Below are 24019 nucleotides of genomic sequence, written 5' to 3'. Positions count from 1 at the left end.
TTGCTTTTAAAAATTTTGTCCTTTTTTAACAGACTCTTATCATTTAAAAATTTATATAATACAATCATTAATTATAGAATTAAACTTATTGTACAAAAATAGATAAAATCTTTTTCTAAAAACAGATTGACTATAGGGCGACACTATACTTTATAATAGAAAAAAATATTTCAAACCGAGGTTTTTTCTATGTTAAACTTACGTACAATGTATAGATTACGCCGACTTATTAATGTTATGTTACCTGTATTAGCTACGCAATTAGCAATCATTGGCATGAACTTTTTTGACGCTACAATGTCTGGTCATGCTGGTGCAGAACAACTCGCTGGTTCGTCTATCGGTGGAAGCCTTATGATGCCTATTATTGCAAGTTCTACAGGTATTTTAATGGCTGCTACGCCTATAATCGCCCATTTGATTGGTAAAAATGAAAAAGATGGCATAGCTACCGTTATTCATTCCGGACTGATTTTATCTATTATTATCGAATTGATTTTACTTCTAGCTTATTTCTTATTTATTGATGATATTTTAGCTATCTTAACACTTGAACCTGATGTATATTATATAGCTAAATACTATATGTTAGCTTTAATCATTGGTTTAAGTGGTGGCTTATTGACTTTCCCACTTCGTTCTTTAACAGATACTGTAGCAGGCACTGCTGTTTCCATGAAAATTTATCTATTAGCATTACCTATCAATGCCTTTTTAAACTATTGTTTCATCTATGGTAATTTTGGTGCTCCTAAATTAGGTGGTATCGGTGCAGGTGTGGCAACTGCTATCACTTATTATATTTTACTATTTATTTTTATCACTATAATTATCAATAATCCTCAATTTAAAAATCTAGCTCTATTCAATTTTAAATTTTCCTTAAAAAGTATCAAAGAATATTTAGGCATTGGTATTCCTAATGGCATGGGTATTTTTATGGAAGCTAGTTTATTTGGTTTTATCATCATCTTTATCAGTAAATTCGGTACAAATTATATAGCAGCTCATCAAGCAGCTATGAGTTTTTCTAGTGTTTTATATATGTTGCCATTGAGCTTTTCTCTAGCTTTAACAATCATCATTGGTATTGAAGTAGGGGCTAAGCGATACTTAGAGGCTAGAAAATATGCTTATCTAGGTTTGATTGTATCCTTCCTTTGCGTATTATCAATTGTCGGCTTAGTATTTTACTTCCGTGATTATATAGCACTTTTATATGCTACAGATACTACTTTATTAACATATATTGCTCATTTCTTAATTTATACGGCAGCATGGCAATTATTCGATGCGATTGCCTGTCCAATCCAAGGTATCTTGCGTGGTTACAAAGATGTAAAAGCTGCCTTTTATGTAAGTATGCTTGCTTATTGGGGTATTTGCTTACCTTTAGGTATGTTTCTTGATTATTTCATGACTCAAGGAGCATTTGCTTATTGGCAAAGTATGGTACTTGGTGTTGCTACTTCTGCTGTATTATTATTTTTTAGACTTCGTTACATTGAAAAACGATTTATTTAATAATCATATAAAAAAGGAGAAATTGAATTTAAATTCAATTTCTCCTTTTTTTATTTGTCTTTTATAGCTCTTATTTTTTTGCTAAATCTACCATTAATTTTACTGTAGCTGCTTCTACTGATAATTTTCCTGCTGGTATTACGCCTGCTTTACAAGCTTTTATACCAACTTCATATCTATCCATATGCACTCCATCAAATAAACATTGTGTAGTACAAACAATTTTCACGCCTTGTTTACTAAGTTCTTCAATAGCGCCTACAATATCTCTTTGTTTATCTTTGGCAAAAGGTATTCCACCTGCACCATATGCTTCGATGACTATACCTTTATAACCCATTTTAACTAAATTAAATAAAAGTTCACTATCTAATCCTGGCATAATTTTTATTTGTGCTACTTTTAATTCTAAATCACTATGAACTTTAAAAATTCCATTCACTTGAGGATTTTCATATTCATTCCATTTTATATTATTTCCTTCAAAAGTAGCTACTGGCATTTTATTTATACTTTGAATTGAACGCATATCTTCACTGTATAATTTTTTAGCCCATAAACCTTCTATTATTTGACCACCACAAACAGCAAATACACCTATTTTTTCTAAACTTGCTATCGCAAAAGCTGCGTTTAAATTAAATTTTGCATCAGTATTTTCTTCTTCAATAGTTAGTTGTGAACCAATTACCACTACAGGTTTTGCTAAATTCTCCAACATATAATGAAGCGCACAACATGTCCAATTCAATGTATCTGTACCATGAGTTATTACAAAACCATCATATTGTTCATATAATTTTTCAATATAACCTGCGATATATTGCCAATCTTCTGGTTGTAGATTTGTGCTATCTAACTGCATGATATCATAACAATCTATATGACCATAATCATTTAAATTCGGTACCATCTCTAACATTTCTTTAGCCGTAAATCCTGGTACAAGTCCATTTTCACTAGGACGTGAAGCTATAGTACCGCCTGTTGCTAACCAACAAATTCTCTTCATAAAATCCTCACCATCATTTTAATTCATTATTCATTTCATTATCCAATTCACTTTGATATTGTTCATACGCTTCTATATCATATTTTAGACCAGACAAAGCTCTTTTCGCTATTGCTACAGGGCAATCAGGCGTACAAACTGGACATTTTCCGCATAATTCTTCTACAGCTACTAAAGCTTTTTTTACTTGTTCTACAGTTGCCATATATTTGCTCCTAAATCAAACTCTCATCAGTTATTTACAATATCTGGAAAATTAGCTCGTAAATAATCACCTACTAATTCTCCGATATGTTTTTTACCTTCAAAATCAGGATGCAGACCATCAGTTGTCATATTATCTGCTAAATAACCTTGTTCATCCATCAAACCTGATGCCACATCTACATGATACGGTTGTTTTTCTATCCATTCATTTATTTTTAAACGTTCCTTATCCCACCCTTCACTGATATCTAAATTTATAACAGATTTCATTCTTGATGGATTTACAGAAGTTACTGTTAAAAATACAGGAATAATATTATGTTGCTGACATTTTTGTTTTATCGATGTTAAATTATTGATTACAGTTTCCGATTTCACCCCTGTACGTATATCATTCACACCCCCCATGATAACTAATATCTTAGGATTAAATGATAATACATCATTATCAAAACGATTTAACATATTTGAGGTTAAATTTCCACTAAAACCAATATTTAATACAGGCAAATTAGCATAGGTTTCCCAATTATATAAAGTCGCACTAGGTGGAGTGCTTACAGCTCCCCCTCCATGAGTGATACTATCGCCTAATGCTGCCACTTTTACATTATCTTGTTTTACAGTGAAATAACTATTTTTAGCTTCAGCTAATTTATGATTATTTTTGTCATATGCCTGTACATTGAAAAAATAAAGTCCTTTTTTTGTATAAGCTTTATTATCATAATAATCCATACCTTGTGGGCAAGTATATGATGCTATTTTTTCTATATTATTAAAATCATATTTAGGCACATAAAATACATCTATTTTATAATGGTCTGCATTTTTTACAGGTACCCATGAATATACTGGATAAACTGGCATATAATCCATTTTATCAAAATGAGTAGTGATTTTTAGAGGTGATATTTCTACATCTTTTGTCACCAAATATGTAGTATATTCACGTCTGCTAAAATCTTCTAATTTATATTCATCACCCTTGTTTTGCCAATTGAGTTTATACATTTCCCCCTTGTGTAGTAATCTAGGTTTTGTATAATCTGATACTGGCACTTTATTTTCATCTAAACCTCTAACTTGCCATTTTAAATTCTGTGATAAATTCACTTCACTATTATCTAATTGATAGCCCGATGCATAGATATTATATTTTGTAAATAATACTTCTTGCGTATCTATATTTTTTACAATTAATTCATACATAACAGCATTTGGGATTTCTGGCCAATTTAAAATAGCTGACTTAAACTCTACATTTTCGACTTTATTTTCAGTAGCATTATCTAAAGTTTTACTTGGTATGATATTTTCTTCTTTAGCTAATATTGTAGTTTTTCCTTTTTTATCCATATTTTTATCAATATTACCTGTATTATCCATTTTATCTGTTTTTATTTTAGCCTCTTTTGTTTGCACTAAAGCTTGCTTAGACGGAACTTGTGCAAAGGTTAAATTTACATTCATAAAATTTAAAACGCTTACAGCTAATACAGTTCTTATAAAAAATTTTTTTAATTTCACTTTATTCTCCCTACTAAATAAAACAGATAGAAAATTCTTCAATCTTCTATCTGTTTAAAATATTTTTAAGTTCTAATATCTTTTGCGTTTAGATGAAGAAGCAAAGCCTAATTGTTCCCTATATTTCATAACTGTTCTTCGTGATATTTTCATACCATTTTCATTCAAGATATTTGTTAATTGTTGGTCACTAAGCGGTTTTGCTTTATTTTCATTTTCAATGAGTTCTTTTATTTTTGCTTTTACCTTATCAGCGATTATGTCTTCTTCTCCGTTTTGTTTGCTTACACTACCTGCAAAAAACTTCTTCAAAGCCACTATACCATAAGGCATTTCCATATATTTATTAGCAACTGTTCGACTAACAGTTGATTCATGTACACCAATATTTTCAGCAACAGTTTTCATAAGTAAAGGCTTCATATAGGATAAACCTTTATAAAATACCATTTCTTGTTGTTTTACAATCTCATTTACTACTTTCAATAAAGTTATGCGTCTTTGTTCTATACTTTTAATCAACCAAATGGCAGAATTTACATGTTGCTCAATATATTTTTTACTATGCGTATCTAATATATCTCTTTTATAGCAAAGACTGTTTACTCGTAATTTAGGTACATTCGTTTCATTTATAATTACTTCTAACTGTCCGTTAATATCCCTAACTACTACATCAGGTACAATATATTCTAAATTTTCTTTACCAAAAGATGCTCCTGGTTTTGGGTTAAAAGTGCGAATTATATCTATCGCTTCTTGTACTTGTATAGGTTCTACATTTTCTAATGTAGCTATCTCTTTTATTTTTCCCTCAGCTACTTTTGGTAAATATTTATCTATAATAGCTTTCATAATTCCGTCATATACATTAATTTTCTTTGCCTGTATAGCTAAACACTCTGGTAAATCTCTCGCCGCAATTCCTATTGGTTCTAATATTTGAATTTTTGCCAAAACATTTTCTATTATCTTTTCATTTATTTTCAATAATGATGATATTTCGGCTGTACTCACTCTTAAATATCCTGCTGTATCTAATAATCCAATGATATATCTAGCTACTTTTATCTCTTTTTTATCGTTAAAAGTAAAATCCACTTGTTCTGATAAATATTCTTCTAATGTCTGATTATTTCTCGTGAACTCTTTTACTTTAAAATCATCGTCATTTGCTACAGGTTCAGGTTTTTCATCATCTTTGTTTAAGTATTCTAAAAAATCCATAGTTTTATCAAAGTTAGAAGCAGGCTCAAGCTCATGTTCTGAGCTTGAGTCTATTTCTAAAGTCGGATTTTCCATATATTCTTTTTCGATGAGTTCGCCTAATTCATGGGCAGATAATTGTAAAATATTTATGGATTGCTGAAGTTTTGGTGTCATTAACAATTTTTGTTTTAAATTTAACGATAATGACTGCTTCATTGTTTTTTCCTCTTTAAATTAGCATTCAACAGGTTCCATAGCTGCAGCGAGTGCTGCACCAAGTGCAGAACCACCATTTTCTAATACAAGTTCTAATTTGTCAGCTTCTTCGCCTAAAATTTCATAAATAGCTTTTTGCATATTGTCTTTTATTGTAGGCATTTTTTCATATACAGAACCATCTACAGCTACAAATTGTTTTGGAATACCACCATTTGGATATAAATGCCACATAATACCGCAATAAGTAGCAACTACTAATCTTGCAGAACGGCTAGCGATTGTTTCAGCTAAAGCTTTTACCCAAATAGCATCATCTGTAGTTATATCTGCATTGATTTTTGCTTTTAATAAATCACATACTCCATCTAAACTATCGCTGTTATCAGCTAAAATAGTGGATATATCAATACTTGTGAATTCTACTTTGCCAATATTCCAAGCATCATCTAAGCAATAAGATAATAATTCACCCATATAACGACCAGAAACCATTTTTTCTAAACGTTGTTCATATGGTTTTTCAGATTCCATATCTAATTTGTAATCATATTTATTGATAGCGAGTTTATTAAATCCGCCAGATTCCATATTTATAACCATTGCAGGTTTGCCCATACCAGTGAATGTTTCATAATAGCATGTATTATGACCTGTAGCATAGATAGAACCAATATTTACATTACCTAATTTGTATGCAGCTGCTAATAAAACTGCTACTGTATCATTGATAACTGCTGTTGGTTCAACATTTGTAAGATTTTTACGAGCTAAAGCTGCTTTTAATAAATCATTTACAACTTCACCTTCAACACCTTTTGTTGCAAATTCTTTAGTCCAAATGATAAGACGTGCATTATAAATATTTGTCTGAGAAGATGGGAAAGAGAAAGTATGTCCTAATAAGTATTTTTTATCGCGATTGCCATCAACAGCTTCTTCTATCATATCAGCGATAAAATCAAATAATTCATCAGCATTTGCATCAGCGCAAATAAAATCATATTCGCCTGGCACTACTAATGGTTTAGCAACTTTTTTAATAACTTCGAATTTGCCTTCACCATCTAAACGAATTAAAACTACACGAAGATTTGTGCCACCAAAATCAAGTGCTAAGTATTCTCCTGTTTCTTTACCAGTAGGTAAACCGATATAAGATGGTAACATACGTAAAGAAGATTCTCCTGTTTCTTTTACGCCATGTTCTATATCATAGCGAAAAGATGCTGCTACATCTTTTATGGCATCGCTATCAAGTGTAAATTCATCAATCATTTCTTGAAATTTTTTGTTATCCATCGAATTATTTTGCCCCTTTTTTTATCTAAAAGTGAACTACTCTTCATTTGTAAATGAGAGCTTCTTGGAAAATAATTAGTAATCTAACTATATCTGCCAAGCTCTACGGCTAGTCCCTAACCTGAATTTATATAATGATTTACATTTTATTTATCAATATTTTGTATAAATTAGACGATTTTCGCCCATTAAGTTAAAATCTTCCTTTAGGAATTACTTCCATCCAATTTCCATCTGGGTCATTGATAAAATAAATACCCATTTCTTTATTTTCATAGCAAATACAACCCATTTTTTCATGGAGTTCATGCGCTTTTTCATAATCGTCTACTTCAAAAGCTATATGAAATGTATTATCACCTAAATTATAAGCTTCTTTTTGACCTTTTATCCATGATAATTCTAATTGATGAGTTGTTTCATCATCGCCCATATAAACTAAAGTAAATTCTGGTGTATCTAAACGGTCTACTTCTTTCAAGCCTAAGGCTTTATTATAAAAATCAATTGATTTTTCTAAATCTAAAACATATATATTACTATGCAAAAATTTGAAATTCATACCCACACCCCATATCTATTGATCTTTTTATATCTTATTTTAGCATAGATCATAAAGTTGAACAAATACGCTTTGCCTACATAAAAATAAAATCACTATTTCCAATATATATCTTCTACTTTTTTTGCTATGATATAATTAATAGTTATGAAATAAATCACAAAAATAACATATTCTTAAGAAGATTAATTAATACAAAAAATAAAATTCTAGGAGGCTTTTTTATGAATATATCTGTTCTTGGCTGTGGTCGTTGGGCAAGCTTTCATGCTTGGTATGCCAATCATATTGGTCATAATGTAAAAATCTGGGGTAGAGAAGGCTCTAAACATCTAGAACAACTACAAACTACACATCAAAATGAATACCTTAGTCTATCTCCTGATATTACTTATACAAATGATTTGAAACTCGCATTAAATTTTGCTGATACAATCATCATCTCCATCAGCTCTCAGCAATTGCGAAACCTAGCTAAGGAAATCAAAAAGACTGATTTATATATGCAAAAAACATTTATTCTATGTATGAAAGGTCTTGAAATTTCAACAGGAAAGCGTCTATCTGAAGTATTCACTGAAGAAATTGGCGAAGATTGCAATGTAGGTGTTTGGGTAGGCCCTGGTCATGTTCAAGATTTCTTAAAAGGCATTCCTAATTGCATGGTTATTTCAGCCAAAAATACAGATATCAGTAAACATATTATTAATATTTTTAGCAGTGATTTAATTCGTTTTTACTATAGCGAAGATTTAATCGGTACAGAGATTGGAGCTGCTGCCAAAAATGTAGTAGGTATTGCTGCCGGTATGCTCGATGGTATGCACTACACTAGCTTAAAAGGCGCTCTAATGGCACGTGGTACTTATGAATTATCCAATTTAATCAAAGCTTTAGGCGGAAATAATATGACAGTATATGGTCTTAGCCATCTTGGAGATTATGAAGCTACTTTATTTTCAGCATATAGCAATAACCGTTGTTTCGGTGAAGATTTTGTCTTAAACAAACCATTTAGCAAATTAGCCGAAGGTATTTACACTATGCAAGCTCTCTTAAAACTTGCTGATAAACATCATGTAGAATTACCAATTTGCGCTGTTATCAATGAAATTGTAATCAATCATAAAAATCCTAAAGAAGAATTATTAAATTTATTCATGCGACCTTTAAAAGCTGAATAATACAGGTGGTGAAGCTATGTCAACATTTGCGATTACTTTAAAAAAATTACTTCAAAAAAAAAATATGAAACAAAATGAACTAGCACGTTTAACTAAAATTAATAAATCTTCTATCAGCGAATACTTATCGGGAAATTATCAGCCCAAATATAAAAATATCCTAAAAATAGCTGAAGTCTTAAATGTATCTCCAAATATTTTCTTGGAAGATACTTCTAGCGAAGAAAATATTAAACGACTTCCTATCTTAGGCAAAATCGCTGCTGGTATTCCCATCTTAGCTCAAGAAAATATTGAAGGTTATTTGCCTTATGATGATAATGATGCTGATTTTTGTCTACGTATCCATGGTGATAGCATGATTAATGCTCGCATCAATGATGGTGATATCGTTTTTATCAAACAACAATCAACTGTAGAAAATGGAGAAATCGCTGCTGTCTTAGTCAATGATAGTGCTACTCTAAAGCGTGTTTATTTCGTAGATGATACAGTGCAACTGCGCTCTGAAAATCCTAAATATAAACCAATGATTTTCTCTAAAAATAATTGCGATAATTTCCGCATACTAGGAAAGGCTATCGCTTTATACACTAAATTTTAAATAAAAAAGATGCTTTGAGAATATATATCTCAAAACATCTTTTTTTATTTCATCAAAATAGATTAAATTACAATATATTAATCAACCATTTTCATGCCACATTCTTCCATGAGTTTCTTAGCTTCTACATATTGAGCTATGCCCTGAGCTACTTTTTGAGCATCTTTCATAGCTACAACTACAGTAGCTGGTCCATTAACTACATCTCCACCAGAGAAAACTCCATGTCGCATAGTCATACCATATGGTTTTTCACGAGTTTTTACAAATCCATTTTCATCTACATCAATACCGCTTGTAGAGTCTACAATTCTGCTAGCAGGTTTTTGTCCTATAGCAATGATTATTTTATTTGCAGAGAAATATTCTCGTCCATCTGTATCTACGACTTTGTCTAATGCTTCATCAAATTCACGTACCGAACATTTTATACCTGTTACTGCATCTTCTCCTGTGATTTCTACAGGACCTCTTAAAGCGTGTATTTCTACGCCTTCTTCTTTAGCTGCATCTATTTCAGATTTTAAAGCTGCCATATCTTCTTCACGACGACGATTTACAACTTTTACAGATTTTGCACCGCAACGCATAGCTGTACGAGCAGCGTCCATAGCAGTATTACCACCACCAATTACCACTACTTCATCGCCTTCTTTGATTGGCACTTCATTAGGGTCAACACTATTGCTATTGGATAATTCCACCATCTGCAAGAAATATGTTGCTTGAATTACACCTTTTAATTTAGCACCATCTATTGGTAAAGATTTAGATAAAGCATTACCAGTACCGATAAAAATAGCATCAAAGCCCTGATTAAATAATTCATCTACTGTAATTTCTGTGCCTACCATGATATTTAATTTAAAATCTACGCCTAATTTTTTAATACGTTTTACTTCACGACGAACTACTTGTTTTGGTAAGCGAAATTCAGGAATACCGTACATCAATACTCCACCAGCTTCTGGCTGAGAATCAAATACTGTTACCTTAAATCCCATTTTAGCTAAATCCCCAGCTACTGTAAGACCAGCAGGGCCTGAACCAATTACTGCAATATTTCCAGGCTGAGATTTCGCTACATTTGGAGCCACTAATTCAAGTTCTCCGTCCATGTCGGCAATGAATCGCTCTAATTTACCAATTTTTATTCCTTGACCTTTACGTCCCAAAATACAAGAACCTTCACACTGACGTTCATGCGGGCAAACTCTACCACAAACTGCTGGTAAATTACTACGCTGAGCAATAATCATACTAGCCTTACCTAAATCGCCATGCGATAATGCATCTATAAATTCTGGAATATTATTACTAATTGGGCACCCCGTACGACACATTGGCTTTTTACAGTTCAAGCAACGTTTTGCTTCAACAATAGCTTCTCTAAGCGTATAGCCATTTGTCTCGTATCCTACATCAGCTGTATTTGACATATAATTCACCTCTATGGTTTTAGTACTAAATTATTTATATTAATTATATCATTAAATCAAACTAATATACAATTATTTTAACAAAAAAAGCCATCAGTTATAAGAACTAATAGCTTTTCTTCGTGAAATTTATATTTTATTTTTAACGTTTTTCAATATTTTTAACTTCTAATTCGATACCGCCATGCCAATCTTTATCTACTTCAGCATAAATGCGTACAGGTGTATCCATGGATAATTGATACCATATATCATCATCAACTTCTACTGTCATAGAATTTCCTTCATTATCAGTAAATGTATATAAATCTTTGTAGATATGTTCAGTGAATTCGCCATCTACTAATACACGTTGTTCGTCCCAACCGTTAGCTTTAATATCTGCAATTGTCGTTACTTGAGCACTATTGTGGTGCTTAGCTGCGAATACGACAGCTGTACCTAAAACAAAAACAGCTACTAAACTCAATACTACCGCTAACATTTTTTTCATATTATCACTCCTATATATTTATTAAAAATAAAATCCTTATTTATTATTTTTATCAGGTAAATAAACTCCAACATTTTACACTTATATAATAAACAATTATTATTAAAGAATAATTATATCCGAATTAAAATTAGATTAAAAATAGACGCTAGGACTTTTTATTTACTAAAAAAAATGGTTTTATATATGTAAGAAGTATTTTTAGGAGGAATTTTTATGAGCAAAATTTTAATTGTAGAAGATGAACACCGCATTGCTCGTTTTTTACAAATGGAACTGGAGCATGAAGGTTTTTCAACTGCCAGTGAGAGTAATGGGCTACGAGCATATGAGCGTATTATTCAAGAAGATTATGATTTAGTCTTACTAGATATTATGCTACCAGATATGGACGGATTAACCATCTGTCAAAATGTACGCAAATTATCCGATATTCCTATCATCATGCTCACAGCAAAAGACGAAATAAATGATAAAGTAACAGGTCTTGATATCGGTGCTGATGACTATATCACTAAGCCATTTGCTATTCAAGAGCTCCTAGCTAGAATACGTGCTACCCTTCGCAAGCATAATAATTCTACTACTAAACCTGCAGAAGAACCTTCTGTGTTCAAATTTAAAAATATCCATGTATATCTTGACCGTCATGAAGTAAAAGTTCATAACCAATTAGTTGAACTCACTAAAAAAGAATATGATTTACTTTTATATTTATTACACAATCATGACCATGTTTTATCTAGAGAGCAAATCCTCCAATCCATCTGGGGCTATGAATATATGGGTGATACCAATGTAGTCGATGTTTATATTCGTTATTTACGTGCCAAAATTGATGACAATTTCAATGAGAAATATATTTATACTGTAAGAGGTATTGGTTATGTTATCAAAACTTAAAAATTATTTAGACCTTTATATTCACACTCGCATAAAATATTTACCAATTTCTTTAAAATTAGCTTTTATTTACAGTATTATGCTCTGCTTAATATTATTTATTACTTTAAGCAGTACTTTAATTGGGATTCATTATGTACTTTATCATGAAGCCGAAGTTTCAATTACATTATCAGCAAACTATATTGAGAAAAAGGCTAATAATGAAGATGTAAGTAATCTTTTACAAGATGTAAAAAGTTCAGCATTAATGCCTGGCGTTGTCATGAGGGTAACAGATAGTAATGATAATATCATCTATGATAGTTTGCCCATGTATATTTCTATCAATCAAGTCCATGATACCTTAGTTCATCAACAACAAGACCCTGATTGGGGAGATTATATTCGTAATGCATTATTACCGGCGGATTTAAAATTTGTTAATTTTAAACATTTTTGGATTTTCTATACACATAGAACGATTACCAAAAATAATGAAACTTATACACTGCATTTTTTACGTACAATCACTGCCGAAAAAGCCTTTTTAGAGGAATTATCTAAAACTATTTTTTACGCTGGACTTGTAGGTATATCTATTTCTATCGTTTGTGGTTTCTTACTCAGTAGACGATTATTAAAACCACTTCGAGATATCACCTCTACGGTAAAAAATATTGAAATTCAAGATTTAAATCAACGGATAAAAGTTCAACCAACACATGATGAATTAGAAGAACTAGCAAATACTTTTAATTTGATGCTTGAGCGTTTACAAAAGGGCTTTGAACAACAACGTCAATTCGTTTCAGATGCCTCTCATGAGTTGCGTACCCCTGCTACTGTTATCTGTGGTTATTCTGATATGCTTGCTCGTTGGGGAAAAGATGACCCTCAAACTGCTGATGAATGTATCACAGCTATTCATTCTGAAGCCATCAATATGCAACGTTTGATTGAAAAGCTCTTATTCTTGGCTAGAGCAGACCAAAAACGTCAAGTATTGCATAAAGAGTCATTAAATTTAAAACCTTTAATTGCCGATATTGCCAAAGATACGCAATTAATCGCACCTCAACATACTATAACTTGCACTCATAATGATGATGGATATATTTTTGCTGATGAATTAGTGATACGTCAAATGCTTCGTATCTTTTTAGATAATAGTATAAAATACACGCCAGACGGCGGAAAAATCACCATTTCCTCAGAAAATAAAGTCAAACATATGATTGTAAAAATCTCAGATACTGGTATCGGTATCGCTAAAGATAAACAAGATAAAATCTTTGAGCGTTTTTATCGCGTAGATAGTGCTAGAACAAGAAACGGTGTCGGTGGTACAGGTCTTGGTCTTTCCATTGCCAAATGGATAGCTGATGCCCATGATATCGAAATCAGATTATCTAGCAAATTAAATAAAGGAACCACAATTATTTTAATCATTCCTAAAGATAACTAAAAAAGGCACCTTAAGCTTAAATTTATGAGCTTAAGGTGCCTTTTCGTATTTTATTTATAAATTTTAATCAATATCTAGCTTGCCCGTTGATAAAAGAAATCATTGTTTTAGCTGGCAAAGTTACCATTGTACCATCTGGTTGTTGCCAAGAAATAGCTTTTTTCAATACTCCAGAAGTTACATATCCTTCCTTAGAAAAGCTTATATCTTTACCGCCTGCAAATTCTACAAATCCAGCCATTTCATCTCCAGCTAAACCTGTTTTAAAACCATATGGTCTTAAAAGAGCGTCATCTCTCAAGCGACCATTTTTCACTGAACCATCAGGATAAAAACCTAATTCATATTGGTCTTCAAAAGTAATCAAACCATATTTATCTTTATTCACACTTACAGTTACCTCTTCATCAATAGTACCAGATAATACAGTACCATCGGTCGCAAAAGTTACAGGCTTATTGCCTTTATAGCGTACATGAGCATAAGTTGGGAAAGGAATAGAAACACTTGTAAACGGATGGAAAATACGAGGATAGAAAATGCTATTATTACTTTCCTCATAATAATCATTGATTACATTTCTCCAGCCAGTAGGACGAAGTGCAATATCACGATTTAATACACCTGTTATCACTTCATTATTCTCATTTAATTCCACTACTGTACCTTTTTTGAATTTCAAATCATCATTTGCCACGCTAAAACCTTGAGGAACTAATACTTTTGTCTTATCTAAAGTCATAGTTTTTGCCTCTGCCATAGACATAGATAAGCCACAACATAATAAACCTACTGCTAAAAATACTTTTAATTTTTTCATTTTATCACCTCTTATATTTAATATGACAAAAGCTCATCAAAATTGATGAGCTTTTATTTATCTTATTATTTTAGCACTAATATTATTCTGGTTTTTTAATTACTTCAATGCCACCCATATATGGACGAAGTACTTTTGGAATTACTACAGAACCATCTGCTTGCTGATAGTTTTCTAATACAGCAGCTACAGTACGCCCTACTGCAAGACCAGAACCGTTCAATGTGTGTACAAATTCAGGTTTTGCACCTGCACTGCGACGGAATTTAATATTTGCACGGCGAGCCTGATAATCGCAAACATTAGAGCAAGAAGAAATTTCACGATAAGTATTATAACTTGGAAGCCATACTTCGATATCATAAGTCATAGCAGCTGTGAAGCCAATATCACCTGTGCAAAGTTTTACTACATGGTAAGGGATTTCTAAGAGCTGCAAAACTTCTTCTGCATTATTAACCATTTTTTCTAATTCATCATAAGATGTTTCAGGTTTAACGAATTTAATCATTTCAACTTTGTTGAACTGATGTTGACGAATAAGACCACGAGTATCGCGACCAGCACTACCTGCTTCTGCTCTAAAGCAAGCAGTGTAAACGCTGTAGTATTCTGGTAATTTATCGCCATCTAAGATTTCATCTCTATGGTAGTTAGTAGCTGGAACTTCACCTGTTGGTACGAGATAATAATCTAAACCTTCAAGTTTGAACATATCTTCAGAGAACTTAGGTAACTGACCTGTACCAGTCATGCTGTCTTTATTAGCGATAAATGGTGCAAGCATTTCTGTATAGCCTTGTTTATCTACATGTAAATCCATCATGAAGTTAATCAAAGCACGTTCAAGTCTTGCGCCTAAACCTTTATAAAAAGTAAAACGTGTACCTGTAACTTTTGCAGCTCTTTCAGGATCTAAAATATCAAGGTCTGCACCGATATCCCAATGAGCTTTTGGTTCAAAATCAAATTCACGAGGAGTACCCCAACGGCGAACTTCTGGATTATCGCTATCATCTTTACCTACTGGTACAGATTCATGGCACATATTTGGAATACGAAGTAAAATATCATGTAATTCATCTTGAACTTCACGGAGCTGTTTATCTAATTGACTAATTTTTTCACCAACTTGACGCATTTCTAAAATTACAGCATCAGCATTTTCTTTATTCTTTTTCATTTCGCTGATTTTTTTAGAAACAGCATTTTTCTGGCTTTTTAAATTTTCTGTTTCAGCAATGATTTCACGACGTTGTTTTTCAAGTTCCATGAAACGGTCAAGATTCATTGGATTATTTCTGTTTTTTAAATTCTGTAATACTAATTCAGGGTTATCTCTGACAAATTTTATATCGAGCATTATTTTAACCTACCTTTTTTTGTAACTAAATATGTAGTAATCTTAATTTTACAACATAATCCATTAAATTAAAAGTTTACCACATAATTATTTCATTTTCTATGGATATATATTTCAAAATCCATCAATATTTATTAGTTTTTAGCTTCTGTTCCCTTGATATCATCTAATAAACTTTGATTGCCATTTATTGGTTTTACATTAGCATATCTAAATAATTGTAAAAATATATCATGTGCTATTGGTGCTGCTACTTGACCACCATAGTACTCGCCACCCGCTGGGTCATTGATGATTACAAGCACTGTGAATTGAGGGTCTTCCACTGGTCCAAAACCACAAAATGAAGCGATATAATGTCCTGGCAAATATCCGCCATTTACCATATCAATTTTTTGTGCTGTACCTGTTTTACCAGCAATATGATAACCTTCAATACTTGCTTTAGAACCACCACCTGTGGAAACTACTTGTTCTAATACAGATTTCAAAGTCTTATCCACATCAGAGTCAATACAACGGCGAACTTCTTCGCGTTCCATTTGCTGATATACTGTGCCATCAGCATTATAAATAGCCTTCACAATATGAGGTTTTAACAATACACCATCATTTGCTATAGCAGACATAGCAGTGATCATCTGAAGTGGTGTTACCGCGATACTTTGCCCAATAGAAGAAGTCGCTACGTCAGAAGCAACCATATCTTTCGGATTGAATAAAATCCCAGATTCTTCACCTGGAAGCTCAATACCTGTACGTTCGCCAAAACCAAATTTACGAGCATAATTCATCAAGCGCTCGCCACCTAATTCCAAACCTAATTGAGCAAAACCTGTATTGATAGAATTTTTTACAACATCAAGAAATGTAACTGTACCAAAGCTATCGCCACTCCAGTTTTGAATAGTTCTACCTGAAACTTCAATAGTTCCTGGGTCAACAAAAATATCTGTTGGTGATACTAATTTTTCCTGAAAACCAGCAGCCGCTACGATAGATTTAAATGTAGAGCCTGGTTCATAGATATCTGATACAGCTCTATTTTTCCAAACATTAGGATCGTATTTATGGAAATTATTTGGGTCATATGATGGTCGAGATGCCATGGCCAAGATATCGCCATTTTTCGGGTTCATCACTATAGCTGTTACTGATTCAGCACCATGATCCATCATCGCCTTATCCAAAGCTTTCTCAATGATAAATTGATACTGTGCATTGATAGTCAACTGGATATTTTTACAATTAGCATCTACAGGTGAATTCTTCAAAAATACAGAGTCCATAATCGGTCTAGCCAAAGCATCTGTAAAAATAGAAGAAGTTTGTTCTTCACCTTTTATCATGCCATCAAATTGTTGCTCAATACCATCTAAACCTTTATCATCAGTACCCACAAAACCGATTACATTGGCAGCTAACATATCATTTGGATAATATCTTTTACTTTCTTGAATAAAACCAAGACAAGCTACATATTCAGGTTTTTCCTTCATTAAATTTTTCAAAGCCTTCGTTTCTTCTGGTTCCATCTGTCTTTTCACCCAGACGAAACCACCACCTTGAGCGATATCATCTAAAATATCTTTCTCGGTAAGCCCTATCAAAGGAGCTACATCTCTTGCCGTCTGTTCTGGATCTTCCACATGATTAGGGTCAATATATAAAGAGCTAACCATTGTACTTATCGCTAGCTCTTTCATTTCCGCATCATAGATAGTACCACGAGGCACATGAAGCACAGATGACTCTTGAACTTGCGATTCTAAACGAGATAACATTTCATCTCCACGAACTATTTGCACCCAAACATATCTAGCCATGACGCCAATAATAAAAATGAGCAGTCCTATGAATAAATAAATTATATGCATTTGCACTTTATTTACTTTTTTTACTATTTTTTTATTTTGTCCACTATTTTTATCCATAATCTTCTTAGCCTAAAGACCTACGATAAAATACCTCACTTTCCTTAAACATAACTCTAATTATATCAAATTTTACTATAAAGATATATTTCTAACCTTGAATTATCTAAAAAATTATTTCATAGGCAAACAATCCATTTAATGATAAAATATTAATTGTATCTAAGTATACATATTTACATTTACTAAAATCTATTGAGGTGAGTTTTATGAAAGTAATTAAAACAACTAATGCACCTGGTGCTGTAGGACCTTATTCCCAAGCTATCGAAATCGACAACCTTGTTTTCGCTTCTGGTCAAATCGCTTTAGACCCTGCTACTGGCGAAATGGCTGAAGGTATCGAAGCTCAAGCTCATCAAGCTTTAAAAAATGCTCAAGCAGTAATCAACGCTTCTGGCGCAAAATGGGAAAATGTAATCAAAACAACTGTATTCATCACAAATATTGATGATTTTGCTAAAGTAAATGAAATCTATGCCACTTACTTTACACAACCATATCCAGCTCGCTCCTGTGTAGAAGTAAGTAAATTACCAAAAGGTGCCTTGATTGAAATAGAAGTAATCGCTAAAAAATAAGCTTTAACTTAAAAATAGGAATGATACAAAAATATCATTCCTATTTTTTTATGCCAAATTATATTCTTTTATTAATTTAGCAAGTAACGCTCTACAAGCTTTATCTACATCTGCATACGTTTCATCAAAATTATCTGTATACCATGGGTCTTTTACATCACGATTTTCACCGACAAAAGACATCATCTTATATACTTTATGCTCCGTATCTTCACCGATAATATAGCTTAGATTACGTAAATTATTATTATCCATCACGATAATATAATCATACATATCATAATCTTGTTTTGTTATCTGCACAGCTTTTCGCTTGCTAAATGGAATATTCATCTCACGAAGTTTTGCTTTTGTACCATAGTGAGTATCACAGCCAATTTCTTCACGACTTGTAGCTGAAGAATTGATTATAAATTTATCAGCTAAATCCGCTTTTCGCACTAAATCCTTCATCACAAATTCAGCCATAGTTGAACGACAAATATTACCATGGCATACAAACATTAGTTTTATCAAAATTCTCATCTCCTTATAAATTTATATTACCTTATCTTTCATTAGCTAGTATATATCTTCTGTTTTTTCGTTCTCCTTTTTCTAATAATAAGCCTTCTTTTACCATCTCTTTTAAAAATCGTTTAGTAGTTGATTCTGCTAAAACTAAAATTTGCCGTGCTTCCTTATTTGATATAGAGCCATATTCCTTTACATATTTAATAATCAAGTTTTCTCTATCAAATTTTTTCTCTGTTTGCTTGTTATTATTGATTTTCCATCAGCTTTTATCGGCTTTTTATCGGTTTTTATCGGCTCTTTTATCGGCTTTTATCGGCTTTTTATCGGCTTTTCTATATAAATTAACACGAAAAGTATTTCCTATTTCCCTAAATTCTGGTTTAGGTAATTCATATTCTTTAGCTCTATTTATTATTCTTTGTATACCAGTTCCCCATTGTTCAATCAAATCCATCTTATTAAAAAATAAATATACTAATTTAGCTGGTATATCTTTATCTTTTTGCGAAGCAATTCCCCAAAGATGACATAAAAACTGTTTTATGTCAAATCTTATCTTTGTCTTTGCAATACCAAAATTACATAGTTCTATTTTAAACTCATCTATATCAGGACACTTTGCATAAGAAAAACCAAAATCATTTTCTTGTCCATAAAGCAAATTCCAATAGCTTTTCTTCAAATAAATTGAATGCTGACTAAAAATCTCATGACATTTCACTTCAAAATAAATATTCGCCTTAGGGATATAAGCATCTAAATTAGCAGTTGCATTAACACCTTTAATTCGACAACTATGCTCAAAAATTATATCTTCACTATTGTTAAATTGCTTATATCCATCTCTTAAAGCCAAATAACAAAATCTTGAAGATGAAGCAACACTTGCCATCTTTGGTGGCATATTTCTTTTCTCTTTTAACTCGCTTCCTTTACATATTTTATACTAAAAATAATTTCATTCTAAACTTTTTGCCTTTATCAGCAAGTTATCAACCCAAAATATCGATTATTTTTCAATTTTATTTTGCCGATAAAAATAAAAACCAATTTTAAACTACTATCAATAATTATATTATCAATCAAGCTTTAACATACGATAGCCAATCCCTATATGTGTTTGAATATATTCTGGATTAGCTGTATCTATTTCTATTTTCTTACGCAATGTAGCCATAAACACACGCAAAGAAGCCACATTATTATCCCAAGCATTACCCCATACTTCTCGTGTTATATAAGTATGCGTTAATACTTTGCCTATATTTTTAGCTAATAAACATAATAATTTATATTCAATCGGTGTTAAATGTAATTCTTTACCTCTACAATATGCACAACCAGATACATAATCTATCTTTAACTCGCCATTAACAAATATACTATTTTCCTTATGCGGAGTTTGTACATAATTTATTCTACGAATAGTAACTCTAAGTCTAGCTAAAAATTCTTCTACAGAAAAAGGCTTTGTTATATAATCATCTGCCCCAGCATCTAAAGCTTCAATTTTATCTCTATCTTCACATCTAGCACTAATTACAATAATTGGCATATTTGACCACGAACGAACTTTTGTTATAATTTCTACCCCATCCATATCAGGAAGCCCCAAATCCAATAGCATAATATCTGGTTGATTTGATACTGCTTCTAATAAAGCCTGTGAGCCTGTAGTTGCTACGTGAAATTTATAATTTTGCATTTTTAATGTAGTAGATATTAAATTTCTAACTGCTGCATCATCTTCAACAATTAATATCATTGGCTTATTCATTAAAATTAATCTCCTCTTTTGGTAACGTAAATATAAAAACTGTTCCTTGTGGTTTATTATCTCTTACTTTTATCTCTCCACCATGTGCCATAATAATAGATTTACACAAACTAAGACCTATACCAATTCCTCTTCTACTATCAGCTACAGTAGAATTTGCTGTATAAAACATTTCAAAAAGCTTATCTTTTGCTTCATTACTAATACCTTGACCATTATCTGCGATAGAAACTTCAATTTTATCACTTTTTATTTTTGCACTAATAGTAATAGTTGAACCTTTTGGGGTATATTTTATGGCATTATCTATTATATTTATAAATACTTGTACTAATAAACGTGCATCAACTTTTACCATCATTATATCTTTTGTTTCTTCAAAAACTATATGATGATTTTTTCCTCGACGATATAAATGCTTTAAAGCTTCATTTATAATATCGTCTAATAACTCAGTTTGTAAGTTAATCTTCATCGTCTTATTTTCTATACGTGTAATAAATAAAATATTTTCTACTAAATTAATCAACCACATTGAATCATCATAAATATTATTATATAATTCCTGTCGTTTAACATCATCTATTTTAGCGCTATTACTCAATAAAAAGTCAGCATTACCAGAAATACTTGTAAGTGGTGTTCTTAAATCATGTGAAATTGAACGCAACAAATTTGACCTAAGCTGTTCATTTTTTGCTTGTAAATAAATTTCTTGACGCTTTTTACTATATATTTCTTTTTCTAAAGCTAATGCACATTCACCTAAAATAGATAAGACCAAATTATTTTCAAATACATCTAAATCTTCATTATTAATAGCTATACCTACAACACCATATACATTATCTTTAGAACGAATTGCCAAATACTGACATTTAGCATTATTTAATGTACCTGTTTTTACACCTGCTCGTTTATTATTTTTATAAACCCATTGTGCTACAGCTCTTTCATTACTATTTATCAATTGTTCTGTATGAACATCATTTTTTACATTATAAACAACAGGTGGCAATAAACCTTTTTTATCCGCACTATAATACACTATTGTTTTGTTTAACAATTTTAAAAGTTGATGAGATGTAACGGTTGCTATAGCTGCATCACTGCCTGCTTGTTGCAATAATTGATTTGTCTCTAATAATATTTTAGTTCGATAAGCTAATTTAGCAGACTGTATAGCTTGTTTTTTTATTTTATTAGTGAGACCACCTGTAACAAAAGCTGATACAAACATTACAGAGAACGTAATAATATATACTGGGTCATATGCCGTAAAAGTATATCTAGGTTCAATAAATAAAAAATCAAATGCTAATACATTCAAAACAGATAATACTACACTATATAATCTCTTCGATGTTTTTAAGGCAGCAATTAATACACCTAAGATATATACTGTCATGATATTAGCTTCGCCTAAATTCATTGAATAAAATAACATACCAATCATACTAGTTATTATTAAAATAACTAATATAGTTATAATATCTGAAGTATTACATATCTCTCTTTCATTTACTGATTTCTTCCAAAAATTTTTATAAAATAAAGCTTTATTATCTGGAATTACATGTATATCTAAATTCGGTAATTGTTCAATTAATTTATCGGTAAAAGATTTACGCATTAAACGCATAAATCCATTTCTAGCAATACTTCTTCCTATGACTAATTTTGATACACCAGCAAGTCTTGCAAATTCTGCTATTTGAAACGGTATGTCTTCTCCTACTACCATTTCAATTTTTGCTCCTAATTGCTCTGCTAAATGAATATTTTCCTTCAATCTTTTTTTATTTTCTAATGAAGTTTTTTCAAAACTTGATGTCTGCACAAATAAAGCTGTAAATTGAGCTTTAAAAGCATTTGCCATTCTTGCCGCTGTACGAATAATCTTAGAATTTGATGGCGATGATGATAAACATACTAAAATATGTTCATTCGTATAATAATCTTTATTATTTTCATTCTTAACCTTTAAAGATATTTTATTTACTCTATCAGCCATGCGACGAAGTGCAATTTCTCTAAGCGCTGTTAAATTTTCAACAGTAAAAAAATTGCCTAATGCCCTATCAGCTTGTTCTTTTTGGTAAATTTTTCCTTCTGATAAACGTGTTACTAAATCCGATGGTTCTATATCTACTAATTCCACTTGCTCAGCTTCATCAAAAATTCTATCTGGTATACGTTCTCTCACAATTATTTTGGTAATTGAAGCCACAATATCATTTAAGCTTTCTATATGTTGTACATTAATTGTTGTATATACATCAATACCTGCTTTCAATAATTCTTCAATATCCTGATAACGTTTGATATGACGACAACCATCTGCATTTGTATGTGCTAATTCATCAACTAAAATTAGTTGTGGATTTCTTTTTATAGCTGCATCTAAATTAAATTCATTTAAAGTTATATCTTTATGATTAATCACTAATGGTGAAATTACTTCTAAACCATTAACTAAAGCTGCAGTTGCTGGTCTTGCATGAGGTTCTATATAGCCTGCTACTACATCAATTCCTTGCTTTTTGGCTTCATGTGCAGCTTCTAACATAGCATAAGTTTTACCAACACCTGCTGCATAGCCAAAAAATATTTTTAATTTTCCTCGTTTTGATTCATGCTCTTCTATATGAATTTGTTCCAAAATTTTCTCTGGCGATTTTCGTATAATTGGCATATAAGCCCCTCCCAATTGCATATATGTTATAAACCAATATACCTCCACATCAAAATATATTTGATATATATTTGACGTGGAGGTTATCAATTTAAAAATATTAAATTATTTTATCTAACATTAGATTAACTTTTAAAACATTTACAGTTTCTTCACCAAAAAATCCTAATACTTTATGATTAGTACATTTTTCAATAATATCATTTACTTCTTCTTTACTCATATTATTTTCACGAGCTAATCTATCCACTTGGTATTTAGCTGCAACTACAGATATATCTGGATCTAAACCGCTACCAGAATTAGTAACCAAATCTACAGGAATAGGCTCATTACCTTTTTCTGGATTAGCTTTTCTGATTTTTTCTACACGCTGTGCTATTAATTTTTCATAATCTTCACTTGCAGGACTTAAATTTGATGGAGCTGCATATGCTAACTGATTTCCCTCAGTATCTTTATAAGTACTAACATCAATTTTTGTTATACGACCCCACATATATCTATCACTTGTATATTGTTGGCCTAATAATTCACTACCATATTTTACACCATTTACTTCAATAATTTTACCGTTTGCAGAATTTGGGAATAATACTTGACAAATGCCTGTCATTACCATCGTATAAATAAATCCACAAAAAACAGTAAAAGTAATTACTGATAGCAATGCTTTTTTGAAATTATCCATTACAAACTCA

23 protein-coding genes are annotated in these 24019 nt (G+C 31.5%); 6 read left to right on the top strand and 17 right to left on the bottom strand.

The features are described from left to right. The first annotated feature begins 189 nt into the window (after positions 1 to 189). Positions 190 to 1524 (top strand): MATE family efflux transporter, encoded by a 1335-nt coding sequence (locus BMX03_RS05355; RefSeq protein ID WP_075554939.1) that lies wholly within the window; start codon positions 190 to 192, stop codon positions 1522 to 1524. 70 nt (positions 1525 to 1594) lie between these two features. Here BMX03_RS05355 and BMX03_RS05350 read toward each other — a convergent pair whose 3' ends face one another. From BMX03_RS05350 to BMX03_RS05325, 6 genes are all read right to left on the bottom strand, one after another. Further along, positions 1595 to 2536, bottom strand: coding sequence for an asparaginase (locus BMX03_RS05350; protein ID WP_015561883.1), 942 nt, complete (start codon positions 2534 to 2536; stop codon positions 1595 to 1597). A 13-nt stretch (positions 2537 to 2549) separates the two neighbouring features. Next, the gene (locus BMX03_RS05345; RefSeq protein ID WP_008539362.1) at positions 2550 to 2741 is read right to left on the bottom strand and encodes a hypothetical protein; all 192 of its coding nucleotides are present in this window, start codon (positions 2739 to 2741) and stop codon (positions 2550 to 2552) included. A gap of 26 nt (positions 2742 to 2767) precedes the next feature. Further along, complete coding sequence (locus BMX03_RS05340; protein WP_091694251.1) at positions 2768 to 4273, bottom strand: SGNH/GDSL hydrolase family protein; 1506 nt, start codon at positions 4271 to 4273, stop codon at positions 2768 to 2770. A gap of 72 nt (positions 4274 to 4345) precedes the next feature. Next, entirely contained in the window at positions 4346 to 5698 is a 1353-nt protein-coding gene (rpoN, locus tag BMX03_RS05335) for an RNA polymerase factor sigma-54 (protein WP_022227664.1), read from the bottom strand. Positions 5699 to 5716: 18 nt separating this feature from the next. Continuing rightward, positions 5717 to 7000, bottom strand: coding sequence for a hexokinase family protein (locus tag BMX03_RS05330; protein WP_075554942.1), 1284 nt, complete (start codon positions 6998 to 7000; stop codon positions 5717 to 5719). Positions 7001 to 7193: 193 nt separating this feature from the next. Next, positions 7194 to 7562 (bottom strand): VOC family protein, encoded by a 369-nt coding sequence (locus tag BMX03_RS05325; RefSeq protein WP_018999893.1) that lies wholly within the window; start codon positions 7560 to 7562, stop codon positions 7194 to 7196. A 224-nt stretch (positions 7563 to 7786) separates the two neighbouring features. Between BMX03_RS05325 and BMX03_RS05320 the strand changes: the two genes are divergently transcribed. Together BMX03_RS05320 and BMX03_RS05315 are read left to right on the top strand one after the other, a co-directional pair. After that, positions 7787 to 8746 carry an NAD(P)H-dependent glycerol-3-phosphate dehydrogenase gene (locus tag BMX03_RS05320; protein ID WP_015561888.1) on the top strand — a complete coding sequence of 320 codons (960 nt, stop codon included), beginning with the start codon at positions 7787 to 7789 and terminating at the stop codon, positions 8744 to 8746. 16 nt (positions 8747 to 8762) lie between these two features. Further along, positions 8763 to 9350, top strand: a complete 588-nt coding sequence (locus BMX03_RS05315; RefSeq protein ID WP_022227666.1) for a LexA family protein — start codon at positions 8763 to 8765, stop codon at positions 9348 to 9350. Between the two features lie 77 nt (positions 9351 to 9427). Here BMX03_RS05315 and BMX03_RS05310 read toward each other — a convergent pair whose 3' ends face one another. Further along, entirely contained in the window at positions 9428 to 10789 is a 1362-nt protein-coding gene (locus BMX03_RS05310) for an NAD(P)-dependent oxidoreductase (protein ID WP_015561890.1), read from the bottom strand. A 142-nt stretch (positions 10790 to 10931) separates the two neighbouring features. Further along, positions 10932 to 11282 (bottom strand): NirD/YgiW/YdeI family stress tolerance protein, encoded by a 351-nt coding sequence (locus BMX03_RS05305; protein WP_015561891.1) that lies wholly within the window; start codon positions 11280 to 11282, stop codon positions 10932 to 10934. A 216-nt stretch (positions 11283 to 11498) separates the two neighbouring features. Here BMX03_RS05305 and BMX03_RS05300 point away from each other — a divergent pair, with 216 nt between their 5' ends. Then, complete coding sequence (locus BMX03_RS05300) at positions 11499 to 12185, top strand: response regulator transcription factor (RefSeq protein ID WP_075554944.1); 687 nt, start codon at positions 11499 to 11501, stop codon at positions 12183 to 12185. Beyond that, the gene (locus BMX03_RS05295) at positions 12169 to 13632 is read left to right on the top strand and encodes an ATP-binding protein (protein WP_015561894.1); all 1464 of its coding nucleotides are present in this window, start codon (positions 12169 to 12171) and stop codon (positions 13630 to 13632) included. Before BMX03_RS05300 ends, BMX03_RS05295 begins: the two co-directional genes overlap by 17 nt. Positions 13633 to 13699: 67 nt before the next feature. On the opposite strand, the gene BMX03_RS05290 is transcribed toward BMX03_RS05295, so the two are convergent. The 3 genes from BMX03_RS05290 to BMX03_RS05280 form a co-directional block, all read right to left on the bottom strand. Next, complete coding sequence (locus tag BMX03_RS05290) at positions 13700 to 14452, bottom strand: hypothetical protein (protein ID WP_015561895.1); 753 nt, start codon at positions 14450 to 14452, stop codon at positions 13700 to 13702. A gap of 82 nt (positions 14453 to 14534) precedes the next feature. After that, positions 14535 to 15815, bottom strand: a complete 1281-nt coding sequence (serS, locus tag BMX03_RS05285) for a serine--tRNA ligase (protein ID WP_022227671.1) — start codon at positions 15813 to 15815, stop codon at positions 14535 to 14537. Between the two features lie 134 nt (positions 15816 to 15949). Then, a complete protein-coding gene (locus tag BMX03_RS05280; protein WP_022227672.1) occupies positions 15950 to 17749 on the bottom strand; it encodes a peptidoglycan D,D-transpeptidase FtsI family protein in 1800 nt (599 codons plus the stop codon). 209 nt (positions 17750 to 17958) lie between these two features. On the opposite strand from BMX03_RS05280, the gene BMX03_RS05275 reads away from it, so the two are divergent. After that, positions 17959 to 18330: a RidA family protein gene (locus BMX03_RS05275; RefSeq protein ID WP_008539343.1), complete on the top strand. Its 372-nt coding sequence runs from the start codon at positions 17959 to 17961 to the stop codon at positions 18328 to 18330. Positions 18331 to 18378: 48 nt separating this feature from the next. On the opposite strand, the gene BMX03_RS05270 is transcribed toward BMX03_RS05275, so the two are convergent. From BMX03_RS05270 to kdpC, 6 genes are all read right to left on the bottom strand, one after another. Then, positions 18379 to 18846: a low molecular weight protein-tyrosine-phosphatase gene (locus BMX03_RS05270; protein ID WP_091694248.1), complete on the bottom strand. Its 468-nt coding sequence runs from the start codon at positions 18844 to 18846 to the stop codon at positions 18379 to 18381. Between the two features lie 31 nt (positions 18847 to 18877). Then, on the bottom strand, positions 18878 to 19054 hold the full coding sequence (locus BMX03_RS11245; protein WP_022227674.1) for a hypothetical protein: 177 nt from the start codon (positions 19052 to 19054) through the stop codon (positions 18878 to 18880). Between the two features lie 69 nt (positions 19055 to 19123). After that, positions 19124 to 19738, bottom strand: a complete 615-nt coding sequence (locus BMX03_RS05265) for an ATP-binding protein (protein WP_218138526.1) — start codon at positions 19736 to 19738, stop codon at positions 19124 to 19126. Between the two features lie 186 nt (positions 19739 to 19924). Beyond that, the gene (locus tag BMX03_RS05260; RefSeq protein ID WP_015561908.1) at positions 19925 to 20623 is read right to left on the bottom strand and encodes a response regulator; all 699 of its coding nucleotides are present in this window, start codon (positions 20621 to 20623) and stop codon (positions 19925 to 19927) included. Next, complete coding sequence (locus tag BMX03_RS05255; protein ID WP_022227676.1) at positions 20616 to 23318, bottom strand: sensor histidine kinase; 2703 nt, start codon at positions 23316 to 23318, stop codon at positions 20616 to 20618. Before BMX03_RS05255 ends, BMX03_RS05260 begins: the two co-directional genes overlap by 8 nt. Positions 23319 to 23418: 100 nt before the next feature. Further along, positions 23419 to 24009: a potassium-transporting ATPase subunit KdpC gene (kdpC, locus tag BMX03_RS05250; RefSeq protein WP_091694244.1), complete on the bottom strand. Its 591-nt coding sequence runs from the start codon at positions 24007 to 24009 to the stop codon at positions 23419 to 23421. Positions 24010 to 24019: the final 10 nt, after the last annotated feature.

The organism is Megamonas sp. Calf98-2, from assembly GCF_900110235.1.
Lineage (GTDB): Bacteria > Bacillota > Negativicutes > Selenomonadales > Selenomonadaceae > Megamonas > Megamonas funiformis.
The sequence above is the reverse complement of the archived record's forward strand: the minus strand, read 5'-3'. Positions and strand labels throughout refer to the sequence as shown.

Bases quoted from the DNA above. Each gene is read 5' to 3' on its own strand.
- BMX03_RS05295 (WP_015561894.1), top strand. From the start codon at position 12,169: ATGTTATCAAAACTTAAAAATTATTTAGACCTTTATATTCACACTCGC.
- BMX03_RS05280 (WP_022227672.1), bottom strand. From the start codon at position 17,749: ATGGATAAAAATAGTGGACAAAATAAAAAAATAGTAAAAAAAGTAAAT.
- serS (WP_022227671.1), bottom strand. From the start codon at position 15,815: ATGCTCGATATAAAATTTGTCAGAGATAACCCTGAATTAGTATTACAG.
- BMX03_RS05305 (WP_015561891.1), bottom strand. From the start codon at position 11,282: ATGAAAAAAATGTTAGCGGTAGTATTGAGTTTAGTAGCTGTTTTTGTT.
- BMX03_RS05350 (WP_015561883.1), bottom strand. From the start codon at position 2,536: ATGAAGAGAATTTGTTGGTTAGCAACAGGCGGTACTATAGCTTCACGT.
- BMX03_RS05260 (WP_015561908.1), bottom strand. From the start codon at position 20,623: ATGAATAAGCCAATGATATTAATTGTTGAAGATGATGCAGCAGTTAGA.
- kdpC (WP_091694244.1), bottom strand. From the start codon at position 24,009: ATGGATAATTTCAAAAAAGCATTGCTATCAGTAATTACTTTTACTGTT.
- BMX03_RS05255 (WP_022227676.1), bottom strand. From the start codon at position 23,318: ATGCCAATTATACGAAAATCGCCAGAGAAAATTTTGGAACAAATTCAT.
- rpoN (WP_022227664.1), bottom strand. From the start codon at position 5,698: ATGAAGCAGTCATTATCGTTAAATTTAAAACAAAAATTGTTAATGACA.
- BMX03_RS05315 (WP_022227666.1), top strand. From the start codon at position 8,763: ATGTCAACATTTGCGATTACTTTAAAAAAATTACTTCAAAAAAAAAAT.
- BMX03_RS05275 (WP_008539343.1), top strand. From the start codon at position 17,959: ATGAAAGTAATTAAAACAACTAATGCACCTGGTGCTGTAGGACCTTAT.
- BMX03_RS05330 (WP_075554942.1), bottom strand. From the start codon at position 7,000: ATGGATAACAAAAAATTTCAAGAAATGATTGATGAATTTACACTTGAT.
- BMX03_RS05290 (WP_015561895.1), bottom strand. From the start codon at position 14,452: ATGAAAAAATTAAAAGTATTTTTAGCAGTAGGTTTATTATGTTGTGGC.
- BMX03_RS05265 (WP_218138526.1), bottom strand. From the start codon at position 19,738: ATGGCAAGTGTTGCTTCATCTTCAAGATTTTGTTATTTGGCTTTAAGA.
- BMX03_RS05355 (WP_075554939.1), top strand. From the start codon at position 190: ATGTTAAACTTACGTACAATGTATAGATTACGCCGACTTATTAATGTT.
- BMX03_RS05325 (WP_018999893.1), bottom strand. From the start codon at position 7,562: ATGAATTTCAAATTTTTGCATAGTAATATATATGTTTTAGATTTAGAA.
- BMX03_RS05310 (WP_015561890.1), bottom strand. From the start codon at position 10,789: ATGTCAAATACAGCTGATGTAGGATACGAGACAAATGGCTATACGCTT.
- BMX03_RS05345 (WP_008539362.1), bottom strand. From the start codon at position 2,741: ATGGCAACTGTAGAACAAGTAAAAAAAGCTTTAGTAGCTGTAGAAGAA.
- BMX03_RS05320 (WP_015561888.1), top strand. From the start codon at position 7,787: ATGAATATATCTGTTCTTGGCTGTGGTCGTTGGGCAAGCTTTCATGCT.
- BMX03_RS05300 (WP_075554944.1), top strand. From the start codon at position 11,499: ATGAGCAAAATTTTAATTGTAGAAGATGAACACCGCATTGCTCGTTTT.